Origin of the sequence: Bacillus sp. 105MF, assembly GCF_000374885.1 — a bacterium.
GTDB classification, from domain to species: domain Bacteria; phylum Bacillota; class Bacilli; order Bacillales; family Bacillaceae_G; genus Bacillus_A; species Bacillus_A pseudomycoides.
This window is the reverse complement of the sequence record NZ_KB895567.1, coordinates 68836-87270: the sequence shown is the minus strand read 5'-3', so window position 1 is coordinate 87270 and position 18435 is coordinate 68836. Positions and strand designations below refer to the sequence as shown.

The window sequence follows — 18435 nt, the reverse complement described above, 5'->3', positions numbered from 1 at the left end:
AAATGGGACAACAAGTATTAAAAGCTGCAAATGAAAAAATGGAAAAAGCAGTTGCTGCTTATTCTCGCGAATTAGCTTCAGTTCGTGCTGGTCGTGCAAGCGCGTCTGCATTAGATAAAGTACAAGTTGATTATTATGGTGCACCAACACCTGTTGTGCAATTAGCGAACATTACAGTTCCTGAAGCACGTTTGCTTGTTATTCAGCCGTATGATAAAACTTCTATCGGTGATATTGAAAAAGCAATTTTAAAAGCTGATTTAGGTCTAAATCCTTCTAACGACGGATCAGTAATTCGTATTGCATTCCCTGCATTAACAGAAGAACGTCGTAGAGACCTGGTGAAAACTGTTAAGAAATATGCTGAAGAAGCAAAAGTAGCAGTTCGTAACGTACGTCGTGATGCTAATGATGATCTTAAAAAGCTTGAAAAAGCTGGAGATATTACAGAAGACGACTTAAGAGGATATACAGAAGATATCCAAAAAGAAACAGATAAATATATTGCAAAAGTTGACGAAATCGCAAAAAACAAAGAAAAAGAAATCATGGAAGTGTAATAGCGATACCTTCGCAAATATGACCCTCTTCTTAAGGGGGTCTTTTTACACTTTTAGACATACGTCTGCTTGTTGGAGGGTATGAATGATGTTTAAAAAGTTTCCTTTTTTTAAAGGTAAAAAGGTCACATCGTTTGATCATCTCATTGAAAAAGTGAAAAAGGGACATATACCAGAGCACATTGCGATCATTATGGATGGTAATGGAAGATGGGCAAAGAGAAGAGCAATGCCCCGCATTGCCGGACATCATGAAGGAATGCAAGTAGTAAAAAAAATTACGAAATTTGCTAGTAAACTTGATGTGAAAGTGCTGACTCTTTATGCTTTTTCTACTGAGAATTGGAAAAGACCGAAAAAGGAAGTCGATTATTTAATGAAGCTTCCAGAAGAATTTTTAGGTGCATTTTTACCAGAATTAATTGAAGAAAATGTACAAGTTCGAGTAATTGGACAAAAAGATCGTCTTCCTACGCATACGCGCAGAGCGATGGAAAAAGCCATGGAAGATACAAAAGAGAACACGGGATTAATTCTCAATTTTGCGTTAAACTATGGAAGTCGCGATGAAATCGTTTCTGCTGTGCAACATATGATGAAAGATAGCGAAGAAGGGAAAGTTCGTTCAGAAGATGTAAATGAAGAAATGCTTTCTTCATACTTAATGACAAGCTCTTTACCTGACCCAGACTTGCTTATTCGTACAAGTGGGGAGCTACGTATTAGTAATTTCATGCTATGGCAAATTGCGTATTCGGAGCTTTGGTTTACAGATGTGTATTGGCCAGATTTTACCGAGGAACATTTGCTAAATGCGATTACAGACTTTCAACATAGAGGGCGCAGATTCGGAGGCGTGTAGAAAGAGAGGGTTTGGTAGTGAAACAGAGAATTATTACTGGAGTGATTGCTGCCGCGCTGTTCATTCCCATCGTAATTTACGGTGGCGTGCCTTTTACAGTTTTAGTGTATGCACTTGCTTCTATAGGATTATATGAATTAATTCGTATGAACAAGCTTACACTTATTTCGGTGCCAACAGTTTTAGCCGCATTATTATTGTGGAGTATTTTAGTTCCAAGTAATGCATCAGGAGTGTTCAATTGGATTGGATTAGATAAACTAGAAATCACATTTGTGATTGTTTTATTACTTTTATCATATACAGTCCTTTCAAAGAATACATTTACTTTTGACAATGCTTCTTTTTTACTTATGGCAACAACGTATGTTGCAATGGGATTCTTATATTTAAATGAAACGAGAATAGCGGGAATCCATTTTGTATTTTATGCGTTATTTGTCATTTGGGCAACTGATTCAGGTGCATATTTCATAGGGAAAGCAATCGGAAAAAGAAAATTGTGGCCAGAAATTAGTCCGAATAAAACGATAGAAGGTTCACTAGGTGGTATTGTTTGTGGGATTGTCGTTGCTTTTGTATACAATATGTTTTTCCAAGTTCAAGGGAACGTTGGGATGTTAATAATTGTTACAATTGCAATCTCCATTTTTGGACAACTCGGTGATTTAGTACAATCTGCTTTTAAACGCCATTACGGTGTGAAAGATTCAGGTACAATTTTACCTGGACATGGTGGAATCTTAGATCGAACAGATAGTTGGTTGTTCGTATTACCGATTTTACACTTCTTACATTTCATTTCATAATAAAACGAGGGGTTGGAGTCATGAAAAACATTAGTTTATTAGGGGCAAGCGGATCAATAGGGACGCAAACTTTAGATGTAGTACGCTCGCACCCAGACCAATTCCGTCTCGTTGCTTTTTCTGTAGGGAAAAATATTGACTACGCAGTAAAAGTTATTCAAGAATTTTCTCCTCAGCTTGTTTCTGTACAAAGAGAGGAAGATGTTGTAAGGTTACAATCAGTTTCTGGAAATACAAAAGTAGTATATGGTGACGAAGGACTATTAGAGGTAGCTCTTCACCCAAGTGCAGAAGTTGTAATAAATGCTGTTGTAGGTAGTGTAGGGTTGTTACCAACACTCCGTGCAATTGAGGCGAAAAAAACAATTGGAATTGCAAACAAAGAAACATTAGTAACTGCGGGACATATTGTAATGGAAGCTGCACGCAAACATAATGTGCCGTTACTTCCAGTAGATAGTGAGCATTCGGCTATTTTTCAATGTTTGAATGGAGAAAATGAAAAGCGAATTTCTCGCTTAATTATCACTGCTTCAGGTGGGAGTTTCCGCGATAAAACGAGAGATGAATTACAACATGTGACTGTGGAAGATGCGCTTCGTCATCCAAACTGGTCAATGGGTTCGAAAATTACAATTGATTCTGCTACAATGATGAATAAGGGGCTGGAAGTAATTGAAGCGCATTGGCTTTTCGGCATACCTTATGAGCAAATTGATGTTGTTTTACATAAAGAAAGCATTATTCATTCTATGGTTGAATTTGAAGATCGTAGTGTAATGGCACAGCTCGGCTCACCAGATATGCGTGTACCAATTCAATATGCACTTACATATCCAGATCGATTACCTCTCTCAGATACAAAACAGTTAAATTTATGGAAAATTGGAACACTGCATTTTGAACAAATGAATCAAGATCGTTTCCGTTGCCTACGTTTTGCATATGAAGCTGGAAAGATGGGCGGGAGCATGCCAGCTGTTATGAATGCAGCAAATGAAGTAGCTGTAGCAGCCTTTCTACAAAAGAAAATTGGTTTCTTAACAGTAGAAGACCTCATTGAAAAAGCAATGCACCATCACAATGTCATTGCACGTCCGAGCTTAGAAGAAATTCAGGAAATTGATGCGGCCACAAGACGGTTTGTGATGGAACAAATTTAGCAAAGGTGGTTATGGAATTGAATACAGCGATTGCCTTTATATTAATTTTCGGTGCACTCGTATTTTTCCATGAGCTAGGGCATCTATATTTCGCAAAAAGAGCGGGTATTTTATGTCGCGAGTTTGCAATTGGTTTTGGACCAAAAATATTTTCATTTGAAAAGAATGAAACAGTTTATACAGTTCGGCTGCTACCTCTTGGAGGCTATGTTAGAATGGCTGGTGAGGATGCAGAAACGGTTGAATTAAAACCAGGAAAAAAAGTTGGACTCGTGTTAAATGAAAACGAAGAAGTTATGAAATTAGTTTTAGACGGGCGCGAAAAGTATCCGAATGTTCGCGTGATTGAAGTAGAGCAAGCTGATTTGGAACACAATCTCACAATTGCTGGTTACGAAGAATACGAGGAGGAATTGCAAACATTCCGTGTGAGTGAAAAAGCTCGTATTGTTTCAGCAGGAGAAGAAATACAAATCGCCCCGTTTAACAGACAATTTGGTTCTAAAACGCTAGGACAGCGAGCATTAACAATCTTTGCAGGTCCTGCTATGAACTTCATTCTTGCATTTGTTATTTTTGTTATCATTGGATTGGTACAAGGTATTCCTGTTGATAAGCCAATGGTTGGGAAAGTAATGAAGGATAGTGTTGCAGAACAAGCAGGATTGAAACAAGATGATACGATTCAAGCAATCGATGGGAAAGACACGAATACATGGAAAGATGTTGTCACGATTGTACGTGAACACCCAAATAAAGAAATTACGCTTCATGTAAAACGTGACAGCGAACAATTGAATGTAAAAGTAACGCCATCAGCTGATAAAGAGGGGAAAGAAGAGGTTGGTAGAATTGGTGTATACTCGCCTGTAGAGAAATCTATTTTTGGTTCTATTAAATCAGGTTTTGAGCAGACGTATACATGGACAAAATTAATTTTTGATTCCCTTGTAAAACTAGTGACGGGTCAGTTTTCTATTAATGATTTATCAGGTCCCGTAGGAATTTATAATTTAACAGACCAAGTAGTAGATTATGGCTTTATTCGTGTTCTTAGTTTGGCGGCTGTTTTAAGCATAAACCTCGGTCTATTCAACCTATTACCGGTTCCTGCTCTTGATGGAGGACGCTTGTTCTTCTTCTTAATTGAAGCTTTGCGTGGGAAACCAATTGATCGCCAAAAAGAAGGAATGGTTCATTTTATTGGCTTTGCGTTATTGATGTTACTTATGTTAGTTGTAACGTGGAATGACATTCGGAGATTTTTCTTGTAAAATAAAGTGAAACTTGTAGTAAGTATAAAATTCACGATGTTTTTTGTGAATAGTGAATGAAATGAATAAAACTCTTAGAGTCGTAATCCCTCACCTAATTTGAGGTGGGGGGTTTTACTGCGTATTAGAGTAAATTAAAGAGGTGCGAATAGATGAAACAAAGTATGGTATTTAGTCCTACATTACGTGAAGTACCAGCCGATGCTGAGATTAAAAGTCATCAATTGCTACTTCGTGCAGGATTCATGCGTCAAAATGCTTCTGGTATTTACAGCTTTTTACCACTGGGGCTAAAAGTATTGCATAAAGTGGAACGTATTGTTCGAGAAGAGATGGAACGAGCAGGAGCTGTAGAATTATTAATGCCAGCATTACAAGCAGCTGAATTGTGGCAAGAATCAGGTCGTTGGTATTCTTACGGTTCTGAGTTAATGCGTATGAAAGATCGTAATGATCGTGAGTTTGCACTAGGAGCAACGCATGAAGAAGTTATTACAGACCTTGTACGTGATGAAATTAAATCTTATAAAAAGCTACCGTTAACATTATATCAAATCCAAACAAAATTCCGTGACGAGCAAAGACCCCGTTTTGGTTTATTACGCGGAAGAGAATTTTTAATGAAAGATGCTTATTCTTTCCATGCGACACAAGAAAGTTTGGATGAAGTTTATAGTGGCCTATACCAAGCATATTCTAATATCTTCGCTCGCTGTGGATTGAATTTCCGTGCGGTTATTGCTGATTCTGGAGCAATGGGTGGTAAAGATACACATGAATTTATGGCATTATCTGATGTAGGAGAAGATACAATTGCGTATTCTGATACATCTGATTATGCAGCAAATATTGAAATGGCACCTGTTGTTGCTTCCTATGCAAAAAGCGATGAAGCAGAAAAAGCACTTGAAAAAGTAGCAACGCCAGATCAAAAAGCAATTGAAGAGGTTTCTGCATTCTTAAATATGGAAGCGTCAAATTGCATCAAATCTATGGTCTTTAAAGTCGATGAAAAGTTTGTTGTTGTACTTGTTCGCGGGGATCATGAAGTAAATGATGTAAAAGTGAAGAATGTCTATGGTGCTTCAGTTGTTGAACTTGCTTCACATGAAGAGGTAAGAGAACTGTTAAATTGCGAAGTTGGTTCTTTAGGACCAATTGGTGTAACAGGAGACATTGAAGTCATTGCTGACCATGCTGTAGCAGCAATTGTAAATGGTTGCTGTGGTGCAAACGAAGAAGGATTCCATTATATAAATGTAAATCCAGAGCGTGATTTCAAAGTGAGTCAATATACAGATTTACGTTTCATTCAAGAAGGAGATCAATCTCCAGATGGAAATGGGACAATCCGTTTTGCTCGTGGTATCGAAGTTGGACATGTGTTTAAATTAGGTACACGTTATAGCGAAGCAATGAATGCAACGTTCTTAGATGAGAATGGAAAAACGAAGCCACTTATCATGGGATGCTATGGTATCGGGGTATCTCGCACAGTTGCGGCAGTCGCTGAGCAATTTAACGATGAAAATGGTTTGGTTTGGCCAAAAGCTGTTGCACCATTCCATGTACATGTAATTCCAGTAAACATGAAGTCTGATGCACAGCGTGAAGTAGGTGAAACGATCTACAATTCATTACAAGAACAAGGTTATGAAGTATTGTTAGATGATCGTGCAGAGCGTGCAGGTGTTAAATTTGCTGATGCAGACTTATTTGGTCTTCCAGTTCGAGTAACAGTTGGTAAAAAAGCTGATGAAGGCATTGTTGAAGTAAAAGTGCGTGCTACAAATGAATCTGCAGAAGTAAAGGTAGAAGAACTTCATGCATACATTGCTAATATTTTGAAATAAGAAGAGGTACCTCCAGGTGAGGTACCTTCTATTTCTATGTAAAATAAAAAATAATCAGTTAAAAGGAAGAAATCTTTCTTTGCGGAACGTTTCAATTTATAATAGCAGATGGAAGGAGGTTGCTTATGTCATTAACAAGCGAACAACAAGAGCGATTTCAAATTTTGCTCCAACAGCTGCAAATGCCTGAAGACCTTATCAATCAATATTTACAAGGTGGCGGTATTCAAAGGCTAGTTGTTGATAAAGCAAATAAGAGTTGGCATTTTGATTTACAAGTGCCACGTATTTTGCCAACAGAATTATATGAACTGTTAGAAACACAGCTCAAGCAGTCATTTTCACATATTGCAAAAACGTCATTTGCACTAGAAACAGAGAATAAACAATTTACAGAAGAAGAGGTCAAAGCATATTGGCCACTTTGTACAGATCGAATTACTTTTTCACCTATGTTTGCGTATTTAAAAAAGCAACTTCCGCATGTAAACGGAGTGAAGTTGTTACTTGATGTGAATAATGAGTTAGAATCTACTGCGCTAAAGAAAAATCTTGCGAAGTCGGTAGGGGATCAATATGAAGTTTTCGGATTTCCACGTTTTCAGCTTGAAACAAATATAAAGCAAAACGAAGAGGAAGTTCAAAAATTTCGTGAACAAACACAGCAAGAAGATCGTCAGCGTGTTATACAAGCTATGGAAGAAATGGCCAAGAAGCAAGCTGAAGAAAGTGATGTTGTACATGAAGGGCCGATTGTACTCGGTTACCTTATTAAACCTGATGAAGAGATTACACCGCTACGCGAAATTCAAGATGAAGAAAGAAGAAAAACTGTTCAAGGTTATGTCTTCAATGTGGAAACAAAAGAGCTGCGTAGTGGACGTACGTTATTAACGTTAAAAATAACGGATTATACGGATTCTATTATGATTAAAATGTTCTCACGTGATAAAGAAGATATTCCGATGCTGCAATCCTTAAAAAAAGGAATGTGGGTAAAAGCGCGAGGTTCGGTCCAAAACGATACGTTTGTTCGTGACTTAGTAATGATTGCGAACGATATTAACGAAATAACAGGGCCTTCTCGTAAAGATAAAGCACCTGAAGGAGAAAAACGGGTAGAGCTTCATTTGCATACCCCAATGAGTCAAATGGATGCTGTTACATCGGTATCTAAGCTTGTTGCTCAAGCTGGAAAATGGGGACATGAGGCTATCGCTGTTACAGACCATGCTGTTGCACAGTCTTTCCCAGAAGCGTATTCCGCTGGTAAAAAAGCCGGTGTAAAAGTCATTTATGGTGTAGAAGCCAATTTAGTAAATGACGGTGTTCCTATTGCTTATAATGAGACTCATCGACTACTTGCAGATGAAACATACGTTGTTTTCGACGTTGAAACGACAGGGCTATCAGCTGTATATGATACGGTTATTGAATTAGCCGCTGTAAAAGTGAAAGGCGGCGAAATTATCGATCGCTTTGAATCTTTTGCAAATCCGCATCAACCATTATCAGCAACAATTATTGAATTAACAGGTATCACAGATGATATGTTGACGGATGCACCAGAAGTAGGAGAAGTATTTAAAAAGTTCGAATCATGGATGGGTGACCATACACTTGTTGCCCATAACGCAAGTTTTGATATGGGATTCTTAAATGTTGGGTTTAAGAAATGTGGCTTAGACAAGCCGGAAAATCCAGTTATTGATACATTGGAGTTAGCTAGATTTTTATTCCCAGAGATGAAGAATCATCGTTTAAATACGATGTGTAAAAAGCTTGATATTGAATTAACGCAACATCACCGTGCAATTTATGATACAGAGGCAACAGGTTATTTACTTGTGAAAATGTTAAAAGATGTCATTGAAAAAGGTTTTGAATATCATGATCAATTAAATGACAGCATGGGGCAAGGGGATGCGTATAAACGTGGACGTCCAAGTCATATGACACTACTTGCAACATCAGATGTTGGTTTAAAAAATTTATATAAGCTTGTTTCATATTCTCATTTGAATTACTTTTACCGCGTACCACGGGTACCACGTTCTTTATTAAAAAAATATCGCGAAGGTATATTAGTTGGTACTGCTTGTGATAAGGGTGAAGTATTTGAAGCGATGATGCAAAAGGCTCCTGAAGAGGTAGAAGAGATTGCGCAGTTCTATGATTACATTGAGGTTATGCCTCCGGAAGTGTTGCGTCATTTAGTAGAACGTGAACTCGTTCGAGATGAAGGACAGTTAAAAACAATTATTTCTAACTTAGTAAAACTAGGTGAAACGTTAGATAAACCTGTTGTTGCTACAGGGAATGTGCATTATCTAGATCCAGAAGATGCAATGTATCGCAAAATCTTAGTAAGTTCGCAGGGCGGGGCAAATCCATTAAATCGTCATTCATTACCGCCTGTATATTTCCGTACAACAAATGAAATGTTAGATTGCTTCTCATTCTTAGGAGAAGAGAAAGCAAAAGAAATTGTTGTGACGAATACACAAAAGGTCGCATCGTTAATTGGTGATGTTCATCCAGTAAAAGATGACCTATATACACCGAAAATTGAAGGTGCTGATGATGAAACACGTGACATGAGTTATAAAATGGCACGCAGCATCTACGGTGAAGAATTGCCAGAAATCGTAGAAGCACGTTTGGAAAAAGAATTAAAAAGTATTATTGGGCATGGATTTGCCGTTATTTATTTAATTTCACATAAGCTTGTGAAAAAATCGCTGGTTGACGGCTACCTTGTAGGTTCACGTGGATCGGTAGGGTCATCATTCGTTGCGACGATGATGGAAATTACCGAAGTAAATCCATTGCCGCCACACTATGTCTGTCCGAATTGTAAGCAATCAGAGTTCTTTAATGATGGTTCTGTAGGCTCTGGTTTTGACTTACCTGATAAAGAGTGTCCAACATGTAATATCCCGTATGTAAAAGATGGACATGATATTCCGTTCGAAACATTCCTTGGTTTTAAAGGAGATAAGGTTCCCGATATTGACTTGAACTTCTCCGGAGAGTACCAACCACGTGCCCATAACTATACGAAAGTACTGTTCGGTGAGGACTATGTATACCGTGCTGGAACAATCGGTACAGTTGCGGAGAAAACAGCTTATGGTTATGTAAAAGGGTATGCATCTGATCATAACTTAACCATTCGAAATGCAGAAATTGATCGTCTTGTTGCTGGTTGTACTGGTGTAAAACGCACAACAGGGCAGCATCCAGGCGGAATTATTGTTGTGCCCGATTACATGGATATTTTTGATTTTTCACCAATTCAATTCCCAGCCGATTCAGTAGGGGCAGAATGGAGAACAACACACTTTGACTTCCATTCTATTCATGATAATTTATTAAAACTGGATATTCTGGGACACGATGATCCGACCGTTATTCGTATGCTGCAAGATTTAAGCGGCGTGGATCCAAAAACAATACCAACAGATGATCCAGAAGTAATGAAGATTTTCTCTGGACCAGAATCTTTAGGTGTAACAGAAGAACAAATTAATTGTAAAACCGGTACACTAGGTATACCGGAGTTTGGTACAAAATTCGTAAGGCAGATGTTAGAGGAAACAAAGCCAACAACATTCTCAGAACTTGTCCAAATTTCTGGACTATCCCATGGTACAGACGTATGGCTTGGTAATGCTAACGAACTCATTTATAACGGTACATGTACACTGAGTGAAGTTATCGGTTGTCGTGATGATATTATGGTCTATCTGATTTATCAAGGATTAGATCCATCCTTAGCATTTAAAATCATGGAATCGGTGCGTAAAGGTAAAGGTGTACCAGAAGAGTGGGAAGAGGAAATGCGTAATAACAATGTACCTAGTTGGTATATTGATTCTTGTAAAAAGATTAAGTACATGTTTCCTAAGGCCCATGCGGCTGCTTATGTACTTATGGCTGTACGTATCGCTTACTTCAAAGTACACTTTGCACTCTTGTTCTACGCAGCATATTTTACAGTACGTGCAGATGATTTTGATGTAGATGCGATGGTCAAAGGCTCGGCATCAATCCGTGCAAGAATTGATGAAATTGCACAAAAAGGATTGGATGCAGCGCCGAAAGAGAAAAGTTTACTAACAGTGTTAGAAATGACACTTGAAATGTGTGAACGTGGTTATTCATTCCAAAAGGTTGATTTATATCGTTCACATGCAACTGACTTTATTATTGATGGAGATACGTTAATTCCTCCATTTAATGCGATACCTGGTCTTGGTACAAATGCGGCCTTAAGTATTGTGGAAGCACGTGGAAATGGTGAGTTTTTATCAAAAGAAGATTTGCAACAACGTAGTAAGCTTTCTAGAACAATCATTGAGTATTTAGATAGCCAAGGTTGTTTAGGAGATCTACCGGATAAAAACCAATTATCACTGTTCTAACAGGCAGGAAAAATCTTTGCAAATCGTTATTTGCTATGGTATACTATTAACCGAGATAACCATGTCATGTATATTTTGCGAAAAGAAGAGTGGGGAAACCCACTCTTTCGTGTTACTATCTATGTTTTATCTATGGATGTAGGTGAGACATTTCTGTCGTATATACATATTTTGTTACAAGTTTTACTTCTTAAATTTGGTAATACTAAGACAGATATTCCCTGCTTAATGGCAGGGGCTTTTGTTAGCTAACAAGAAAGAATAAGATAGACCGTTTTAAATAGGGCGGATTTTTTCTTTCAAATGGTACATGGCGGCAGAAAGGAGGCTGTTTATGGATAAGAAAGTCACAGAAGTTGTTGAAGCACTTGCGCAGCCGATTGTTGAAGAGTTAAATCTTGAACTTGTAGATGTAGAATATGTGAAAGAAGGAAAAGACTGGTTCCTACGCGTATCCATCGATTCAGAGACAGGAGTAGACATTGAAGAATGCGGAGCGGTAAGTGAACGTTTAAGCGAAGCTTTAGATAAAGAGGATCCAATTCCTCATCTTTACTTTTTGGATGTATCATCTCCTGGAGCGGAACGCCCATTAAAGAAAGAAAAAGACTTCCAGCAAGCGGTAGGAAAGCAAGTGGCAATTAAAACATATGAGCCGATCGATGGTGAAAAGATGTTTGAAGGAAAGCTACTATCCTACGATGGTACAACAATTACACTACTATTAACAATTAAAACACGTAAAAAAGAAATTCAAATTCCAATGGACAAAGTTGCGAATGCGCGACTTGCTGTTACGTTTTAGTAAGAAGGGGGATCTTCATGAGCACTGAGTTGTTAGATGCTTTGCTCGTATTAGAATCAGAAAAAGGTATTAGCAAAGATATTATTATTGATGCGATTGAAGCAGCTTTAATCTCTGCTTATAAACGCAATTTTAACCAAGCACAAAACGTTCGTGTTAGCTTTAATCCAGAAGTGGGAACAATTCAAGTTTTAGCACGTAAAGACGTTGTTGATAATGTGTTTGACCCACGTCTTGAAATTTCTGTAGAAGAAGCAAGACAAATCAATCCGAACTATCAAGATGGCGATGTATTAGAAATTGAAGTAACGCCAAAAGATTTTGGTCGTATTGCAGCACAAACTGCAAAACAAGTTGTAACACAACGTGTGCGTGAAGCGGAACGCGGTGTTATTTATTCAGAATTTAGTGATCGTGAAGAAGACATCATGGTTGGTATTGTACAACGTCAAGATGCTCGTTTTATTTATGTAAGCTTAGGAAAAGTAGAAGCACTACTACCAGTAAGTGAGCAAATGCCTAACGAACAATATAAACCACATGATCGCATTCGCGTGTTCATCACAAAAGTAGAAAAAACGACAAAAGGACCACAAATTTATGTATCACGTACACATCCAGGTCTTTTAAAACGTTTATTTGAAATTGAAGTGCCGGAAATTTACGATGGAACTGTAGAAATTCGTTCGGTAGCACGTGAAGCAGGCGACCGCTCTAAAATTTCTGTATATGCAGAGAATATCGATGTTGATCCAGTAGGTTCTTGCGTAGGTCCAAAAGGTCAACGTGTACAACGCATCGTAGATGAACTAAAAGGTGAAAAGATTGATATTGTTCGCTGGTCGAATGATCCAATTGAATATGTAGCAAATGCTTTAAGCCCATCACAAGTTGTAAAAGTACTTGTGAATGAAGAGGAAAAAGCAACAACTGTTGTTGTTCCAGACCATCAGCTTTCATTAGCAATTGGTAAACGTGGACAAAACGCACGTCTTGCAGCAAAATTAACAGGCTGGAAAATTGATATTAAGAGCGAGTCTGATGCGAAGCAACTTGGCATTGTAACAGAAGAAGACAACATGATCGCATTCGATTCAGTTGAAGATGAAATCGAATAGAGGTGATGAGTATGAGCAATCGAAAAGTTCCGTTACGAAAATGTATTGCAACGCAAGAAATGAAATCAAAACGCGAGCTCGTTCGCATTGTTCGTTCCAAAGAGGGCGAAGTGTCTATTGATTTAACTGGAAAGAAATCAGGACGTGGTGCATATTTGTCAAAAGACAAGGAATGCATCATCCAAGCGCAAAAGAAAAATATTTTGGAACATCATCTAAAAGCGAAGGTCGACAGTTCTCTTTATGAAGAGCTCCTTGAGCTTGTTGAGAAGGAGTCGAAATAAGTGTCCGATTGGAAATCGTTTTTAGGACTAGCAAACCGTGCTCGAAAAATAATTTCGGGTGAAGAACTCGTTTTAAAAGAGGTACGAAGTGGCAAAGCAAAGCTTGTATTGCTTTCTGAAGATGCGTCAGCGAACACAACAAAACGTATTACTGATAAAACAACGTACTACAACGTACCAATGAAAAAAGTCGAAAATCGACAACAATTAGGGCATGCGATTGGGAGAGATGAGCGAGTCGTTGTAGCCGTGTTAGATGAGGGCTTTGCGAAAAAGCTGCGTAGCATGCTCGATACAACTTACCGGGGGTGAAGGTATGAGTAAAATTCGAGTGTATGAATATGCGAAGAAACACAATGTCTCAAGTAAAGATATTATTACAAAACTAAAAGAAATGAATATTGAGGTCTCCAATCATATGACAATGTTAGACGATGAAGTAGTAAATAATTTAGATAATCAATATAATACTGGAGCAGAAAAACCTTCTGTTGCAGATGAGTTTGAAGTAGAAGAAAAAGTTGTTCGCAGCAAAAAGAACAGCAATAAGAAGAAGAAAAAAGGCAAAGGAAATGAAGACAAACGTCAAGAAAACTTTGCTGGAAGACAACCAACACAAATAGTAGAGACACCGGATAAAGTTACTTTCACCGGTTCTCTTACAGTAAGTGAACTTGCAAAAAAACTAGGAAAAGAGCCATCTGAACTTATTAAAAAGCTCTTTATGCTAGGTATTATGGCGACAATTAACCAAGATTTAGATAAAGATACAATTGAGCTAATTGCTAGTGATTACGGTATTGAAGTAGAAGAAGAAGTGATTGTTAGCGAAACAGAATTTGAAACTTTCATGGACGAGCAAGACGATGAAGAAAACTTAAAAGAACGTCCTGCGGTTGTTACAATTATGGGACACGTTGACCATGGTAAAACAACACTGCTTGATTCTATTCGTAATTCAAAAGTAACTGCTGGCGAAGCTGGTGGAATTACACAGCATATTGGTGCATACCAAGTTGAAGTAAATGACAAAAAAATTACGTTCTTAGATACACCAGGTCACGCAGCGTTTACAACAATGCGCGCACGTGGTGCACAAGTAACAGATATTACAATTCTTGTTGTTGCAGCTGATGACGGTGTTATGCCACAAACAGTTGAAGCAATTAACCATGCGAAAGCAGCTGGAGTACCAATTATCGTTGCTGTGAATAAGATGGATAAACCATCAGCAAATCCAGACCGCGTAATGCAAGAGTTAACAGAGTACGAATTAGTTCCAGAAGCTTGGGGCGGAGATACAATTTTCGTACCAATTTCTGCGATTCAGGGCGAAGGAATTGACAACCTGTTAGAAATGATTCTTCTTGTAAGTGAAGTAGAAGAATATAAGGCAAATCCAAATCGCTATGCAGCTGGTACTGTAATCGAAGCACAGCTTGATAAAGGTAAAGGAACAATCGCAACATTACTTGTGCAAAACGGTACACTTCGAGTAGGAGATCCAATTGTTGTTGGTACATCATTCGGACGTGTTCGTGCGATGGTAAATGATATTGGTCGTCGTGTGAAAGTTGCTGGTCCGTCTACTCCTGTTGAAATTACAGGTCTAAATGAAGTACCACAAGCAGGCGATCGCTTTATGGCATTTGCTGACGAGAAGAAAGCACGCCAAATCGGTGAATCACGTGCACAACAAGCATTGCTTGCACAACGTGGTGAAAAATCTAAATTAAGCCTTGAAGATTTATTCCAACAAATTCAAGAAGGCGAAATGAAAGAAATTAACTTAATTGTGAAAGCGGACGTACAAGGTTCTGTAGAAGCAATGGCAGCATCACTTCGCAAAATTGATGTTGAAGGCGTAAAAATAAAAATCATTCACACAGGCGTAGGTGCAATTACAGAATCTGATATTATTTTAGCTTCTGCATCAAATGCAATCGTGATTGGATTTAACGTACGTCCTGATGTAAACGCGAAACGTACAGCTGAATTAGAAAATGTTGATATTCGCTTACACCGCATTATTTACAAAGTAATCGAAGAAATTGAAGCAGCAATGCAAGGTATGCTGGATCCTGAATTCGAAGAAAAAGTAATTGGTCAAGCAGAAGTTCGTCAAACATTCAAAGTTACTAAAGTTGGAACAATTGCAGGCTGTTATGTAACTGATGGTAAAATCACACGTGATAGCGGCGTACGTATCATTCGTGATGGCGTAGTTATTTTCGAAGGACAGCTTGATACGTTAAAACGTTTCAAAGATGACGTAAAAGAAGTTGCACAAAACTATGAGTGTGGTATCACAATTGAAAGATATAATGATCTTAAAGAAGGGGACATCATTGAGGCGTACATTATGGAAGAAGTGAAGCGATGATTATCGCTTCACTCTCATTTGAGTGTATGATTTATGATGTGCATTCTTTAAAAGAGAAACGAGCAATTTTACAGCGTATTTTAACTCGTGTGAAACAAAGGTACAATGTATCTGTTTCAGAAGTTGGACACCAGGATGTATGGCAACGTACAGAAATTGCAATCGTTTCCGTATCCTCAAATCGTGTTGTCTGCGAAAAAGAAATGAATCGTGTACTTGCGTATGTTGACTCGTTTCCTGAGATTGAACGTACGATAACACAATTGGAATGGTATTGAATGAGGTGATTAGTTATGAAGCTACGTGCAAATCGCGTAGGCGAGCAAATGAAAAAAGAACTAGGCGAAATTATCAGTCGCAAAATTAAAGATCCACGTATTGGTTTTGTGACGGTAACAGATGTGCAAGTAAGTGGGGATTTACAGATTGCCAAAGTATATATTTCTGTTTTAGGAGACGAACAACAGAAAGAAAATACATTAAAAGGCTTAGCGAAGGCAAAAGGATTTATTCGTGCTGAAATTGGGCAGCGTATTCGTCTTCGTAAAACACCTGAAATTACCTTTGAATTTGATGAGTCTATCGCTTATGGACATAGAATTGATACGCTTTTACATGAAATTAATAAAGACGGTAAACGTGAAGAATAATGGATAGACATTTGTCTATCCATTTTTTCAATGGAAAGTAAGTTTTGCATACAAGTGCATGTTCAAAAAGGAGGATAAAGAGAGTCCACCATTTTGAGGAACAGAAGCTAGGGGGGCCTACATCAGTACCGGACTGGCGACGCAGGCGAAGAAATGCGATAGCTACCTTTACCGGATTTTTTGAACATCATCTACAAAAGTATAACGATGAGGTGAACATATGGAAGGTGTATTATTGTTACATAAACCAAAAGGAATGACATCACACGATTGTGTATTTAAGTTAAGAAAGATATTGCGTGAAAAGCGAATTGGCCATACAGGGACATTAGACCCAGATGTAACAGGAGTATTACCAATTTGTGTAGGGCGCGCTACAAAGATTGCGCAATTTTTAACAAGTGAAACAAAAACATATGAAGGTGAAGTTACACTAGGATTTTCGACAACGACTGAAGATGCTTCTGGTGAAGTAGTGGAAAAACAGGATGTAAATCGTGTAATTACACGTGCGGAAGTGGAAACTGTATTAGCGGAACTAACGGGTACAATTGAGCAAGTACCTCCTATGTATTCAGCTGTAAAAGTAAACGGAAAGAAACTATACGAATACGCAAGAGCGGGGCAAGAAGTTGAACGTCCAGTTCGTGTAATAACAATTCATGAATTTGTGTTACTTGATGATCGTGAGGTATTTGAAGGGAAGAATATTTCATTTCGCTTCCGCGTTACATGTAGCAAAGGAACGTATGTGAGAACATTAGCGGTTATGATTGGAGAAAAGTTAGGATTCCCAGCACATATGTCACATCTTGTGAGAACAGCTTCAGGAGAATTTTTGTTAGAAGATTGCATATCATTTGAAGAAATTGAAGAAAACATGCAAAATGGAACAGTAGAGTCTATTTTTATCTCAATCGATGAAGCGTTAAGTAAATTTCCAAAAATGGTTGTAGATGAAAAACAAGCGGAAAAAATAAAAAATGGTATGTTTTTAAAGAATGAACTGCAAGTGACAGCGCCGTTTATTACAGTATTTGATAAAAATGAACGTTGCTTAGCAATTTACGAACATCATCCAAAACACCCTGGCATGTTAAAGCCAATGAAAGTACTTGTGAATAATCAGGAACTAAAGCTATAATGAATTATTGGAAGGATTATTACAGAAAAAGGTGAATTCAAGCGTGAAACTCATTCATTTAACTCATCCACATGAACAAAATAAAATAGAATTACCACCTACTGTAATGGCATTAGGATTTTTTGATGGCATTCATTTAGGGCATCAACGTGTGATTCGCACAGCAAAAAAAATAGCGGATGAAAGAGGATGTAAAAGTGCTGTCATAACGTTTCATCCACATCCATCTGTTGTCTTAGGGAAAAAGGAAGCGCATGTGGAGTATATTACACCGCTACGTATTAAAGAAAAAGTAATTGCAAGCCTAGGGATTGATATGTTATATGTGGTGAAATTCGATGAATCATTTGCTGGATTGTTACCACAACAGTTTGTAGATGAATATATTATTGGGCTAAATGTAAAGCATGTAGTAGCAGGATTTGATTATTCATATGGACGTTTAGGAAAAGGGACGATGGAGACTTTACCATTTCATGCAAGAGGGGAGTTTACACAGACCGTGATTGAAAAAGTTGAATTTCAAGAAGAAAAAGTAAGTTCCACAGCATTACGAAAATTGATTCGAAATGGAGAAATGGAACAAATCCCATCTATTTTAGGTAGAGCTTATACAGTAGAAGGAATGGTTGTTCACGGAGATAAACGTGGACGTCAAATTGGTTTTCCAACAGCTAATGTAGCTTTAAGTGAGGAGTATCTTCTGCCGCCTGTTGGTGTGTATGCAGTAAGATTAAAAGTTCATGGTGAGTGGCATGATGGTGTATGTAATATCGGTTATAAACCAACTTTTAAAGATGATGAGCGTAATCTGTCTATTGAAGTACATCTATTCCATTTTAATGAGGATATATATGATCAGGTTGTTACTGTTGAATGGCACATGCGTATTCGAGAAGAGAAAAAGTTTAATGGCATCGATGAGTTAGTTGCTCAAATTGCCAAAGATAAAAAAACAGCACAAGAATATTTTAGCACAACAAAGAATATACTTGCTTTTTCCAATGAAAAGTAGTATTCTATGTTATGTACTTTATGACAACCATTGCTTGGCATTGCGACTCACCGACGCTTGCTAGGTAATTGGGGGTTTAATTATTAGG

General features: G+C 37.9%; 16 protein-coding genes. All 16 read left to right on the top strand.

The annotated features are described in order from the left end of the window. Positions 1-2 precede the first annotated feature (2 nt). The 16 genes from frr to ribF all read left to right on the top strand — a co-directional run bounded on the left by frr (position 3) and on the right by ribF (position 18347). The gene (gene frr / locus C564_RS0105700; protein WP_003199493.1) at positions 3-560 is read left to right on the top strand and encodes a ribosome recycling factor; all 558 of its coding nucleotides are present in this window, start codon (positions 3-5) and stop codon (positions 558-560) included. Positions 561-645: 85 nt separating this feature from the next. After that, positions 646-1422 (top strand): isoprenyl transferase, encoded by a 777-nt coding sequence (gene uppS, locus C564_RS0105695; RefSeq protein WP_006095735.1) that lies wholly within the window; start codon positions 646-648, stop codon positions 1420-1422. 17 nt (positions 1423-1439) lie between these two features. Continuing rightward, positions 1440-2231 (top strand): phosphatidate cytidylyltransferase, encoded by a 792-nt coding sequence (locus C564_RS0105690; protein WP_018764710.1) that lies wholly within the window; start codon positions 1440-1442, stop codon positions 2229-2231. Between the two features lie 20 nt (positions 2232-2251). Next, the gene (gene dxr / locus C564_RS0105685; RefSeq protein WP_018764709.1) at positions 2252-3394 is read left to right on the top strand and encodes a 1-deoxy-D-xylulose-5-phosphate reductoisomerase; all 1143 of its coding nucleotides are present in this window, start codon (positions 2252-2254) and stop codon (positions 3392-3394) included. A gap of 17 nt (positions 3395-3411) precedes the next feature. Further along, on the top strand, positions 3412-4668 hold the full coding sequence (gene rseP, locus C564_RS0105680) for an RIP metalloprotease RseP (protein ID WP_018764708.1): 1257 nt from the start codon (positions 3412-3414) through the stop codon (positions 4666-4668). Positions 4669-4820: 152 nt separating this feature from the next. Next, a complete protein-coding gene (locus tag C564_RS0105675; protein ID WP_003208159.1) occupies positions 4821-6521 on the top strand; it encodes a proline--tRNA ligase in 1701 nt (566 codons plus the stop codon). Positions 6522-6646: 125 nt separating this feature from the next. Continuing rightward, positions 6647-10948 (top strand): PolC-type DNA polymerase III, encoded by a 4302-nt coding sequence (locus C564_RS0105670; protein WP_018764707.1) that lies wholly within the window; start codon positions 6647-6649, stop codon positions 10946-10948. Positions 10949-11282: 334 nt separating this feature from the next. Continuing rightward, entirely contained in the window at positions 11283-11753 is a 471-nt protein-coding gene (gene rimP, locus C564_RS0105665; protein ID WP_018764706.1) for a ribosome maturation factor RimP, read from the top strand. A 17-nt stretch (positions 11754-11770) separates the two neighbouring features. After that, a complete protein-coding gene (nusA, locus tag C564_RS0105660; RefSeq protein WP_003199512.1) occupies positions 11771-12871 on the top strand; it encodes a transcription termination factor NusA in 1101 nt (366 codons plus the stop codon). Positions 12872-12882: 11 nt separating this feature from the next. Beyond that, on the top strand, positions 12883-13155 hold the full coding sequence (gene rnpM, locus C564_RS0105655) for an RNase P modulator RnpM (protein WP_017151265.1): 273 nt from the start codon (positions 12883-12885) through the stop codon (positions 13153-13155). Then, positions 13156-13467, top strand: a complete 312-nt coding sequence (locus C564_RS0105650) for a YlxQ family RNA-binding protein (protein WP_003199515.1) — start codon at positions 13156-13158, stop codon at positions 13465-13467. Between the two features lie 4 nt (positions 13468-13471). Further along, on the top strand, positions 13472-15538 hold the full coding sequence (gene infB, locus C564_RS0105645; protein WP_018764705.1) for a translation initiation factor IF-2: 2067 nt from the start codon (positions 13472-13474) through the stop codon (positions 15536-15538). After that, positions 15535-15816, top strand: coding sequence for a DUF503 domain-containing protein (locus C564_RS0105640; protein WP_018764704.1), 282 nt, complete (start codon positions 15535-15537; stop codon positions 15814-15816). The genes infB and C564_RS0105640 overlap by 4 nt, the downstream gene beginning before the upstream one ends. A 15-nt stretch (positions 15817-15831) precedes the next feature. After that, positions 15832-16188 (top strand): 30S ribosome-binding factor RbfA, encoded by a 357-nt coding sequence (gene rbfA, locus C564_RS0105635; RefSeq protein ID WP_018764703.1) that lies wholly within the window; start codon positions 15832-15834, stop codon positions 16186-16188. A 220-nt stretch (positions 16189-16408) separates the two neighbouring features. Continuing rightward, on the top strand, positions 16409-17332 hold the full coding sequence (gene truB, locus C564_RS0105630) for a tRNA pseudouridine(55) synthase TruB (RefSeq protein WP_018764702.1): 924 nt from the start codon (positions 16409-16411) through the stop codon (positions 17330-17332). A 43-nt stretch (positions 17333-17375) separates the two neighbouring features. Further along, the gene (gene ribF, locus C564_RS0105625; RefSeq protein WP_018764701.1) at positions 17376-18347 is read left to right on the top strand and encodes a bifunctional riboflavin kinase/FAD synthetase; all 972 of its coding nucleotides are present in this window, start codon (positions 17376-17378) and stop codon (positions 18345-18347) included. Positions 18348-18435: the final 88 nt, after the last annotated feature.

Excerpts from the sequence above, each read along its gene's own strand:
- frr (WP_003199493.1), top strand. The coding sequence starts at position 3 with ATGGGACAACAAGTATTAAAAGCTGCAAATGAAAAAATGGAAAAAGCA.
- uppS (WP_006095735.1), top strand. The coding sequence starts at position 646 with ATGATGTTTAAAAAGTTTCCTTTTTTTAAAGGTAAAAAGGTCACATCG.
- dxr (WP_018764709.1), top strand. The coding sequence starts at position 2,252 with ATGAAAAACATTAGTTTATTAGGGGCAAGCGGATCAATAGGGACGCAA.
- C564_RS0105675 (WP_003208159.1), top strand. The coding sequence starts at position 4,821 with ATGAAACAAAGTATGGTATTTAGTCCTACATTACGTGAAGTACCAGCC.
- C564_RS0105670 (WP_018764707.1), top strand. The coding sequence starts at position 6,647 with ATGTCATTAACAAGCGAACAACAAGAGCGATTTCAAATTTTGCTCCAA.
- rimP (WP_018764706.1), top strand. The coding sequence starts at position 11,283 with ATGGATAAGAAAGTCACAGAAGTTGTTGAAGCACTTGCGCAGCCGATT.
- nusA (WP_003199512.1), top strand. The coding sequence starts at position 11,771 with ATGAGCACTGAGTTGTTAGATGCTTTGCTCGTATTAGAATCAGAAAAA.
- rnpM (WP_017151265.1), top strand. The coding sequence starts at position 12,883 with ATGAGCAATCGAAAAGTTCCGTTACGAAAATGTATTGCAACGCAAGAA.
- infB (WP_018764705.1), top strand. The coding sequence starts at position 13,472 with ATGAGTAAAATTCGAGTGTATGAATATGCGAAGAAACACAATGTCTCA.
- C564_RS0105640 (WP_018764704.1), top strand. The coding sequence starts at position 15,535 with ATGATTATCGCTTCACTCTCATTTGAGTGTATGATTTATGATGTGCAT.
- rbfA (WP_018764703.1), top strand. The coding sequence starts at position 15,832 with ATGAAGCTACGTGCAAATCGCGTAGGCGAGCAAATGAAAAAAGAACTA.
- truB (WP_018764702.1), top strand. The coding sequence starts at position 16,409 with ATGGAAGGTGTATTATTGTTACATAAACCAAAAGGAATGACATCACAC.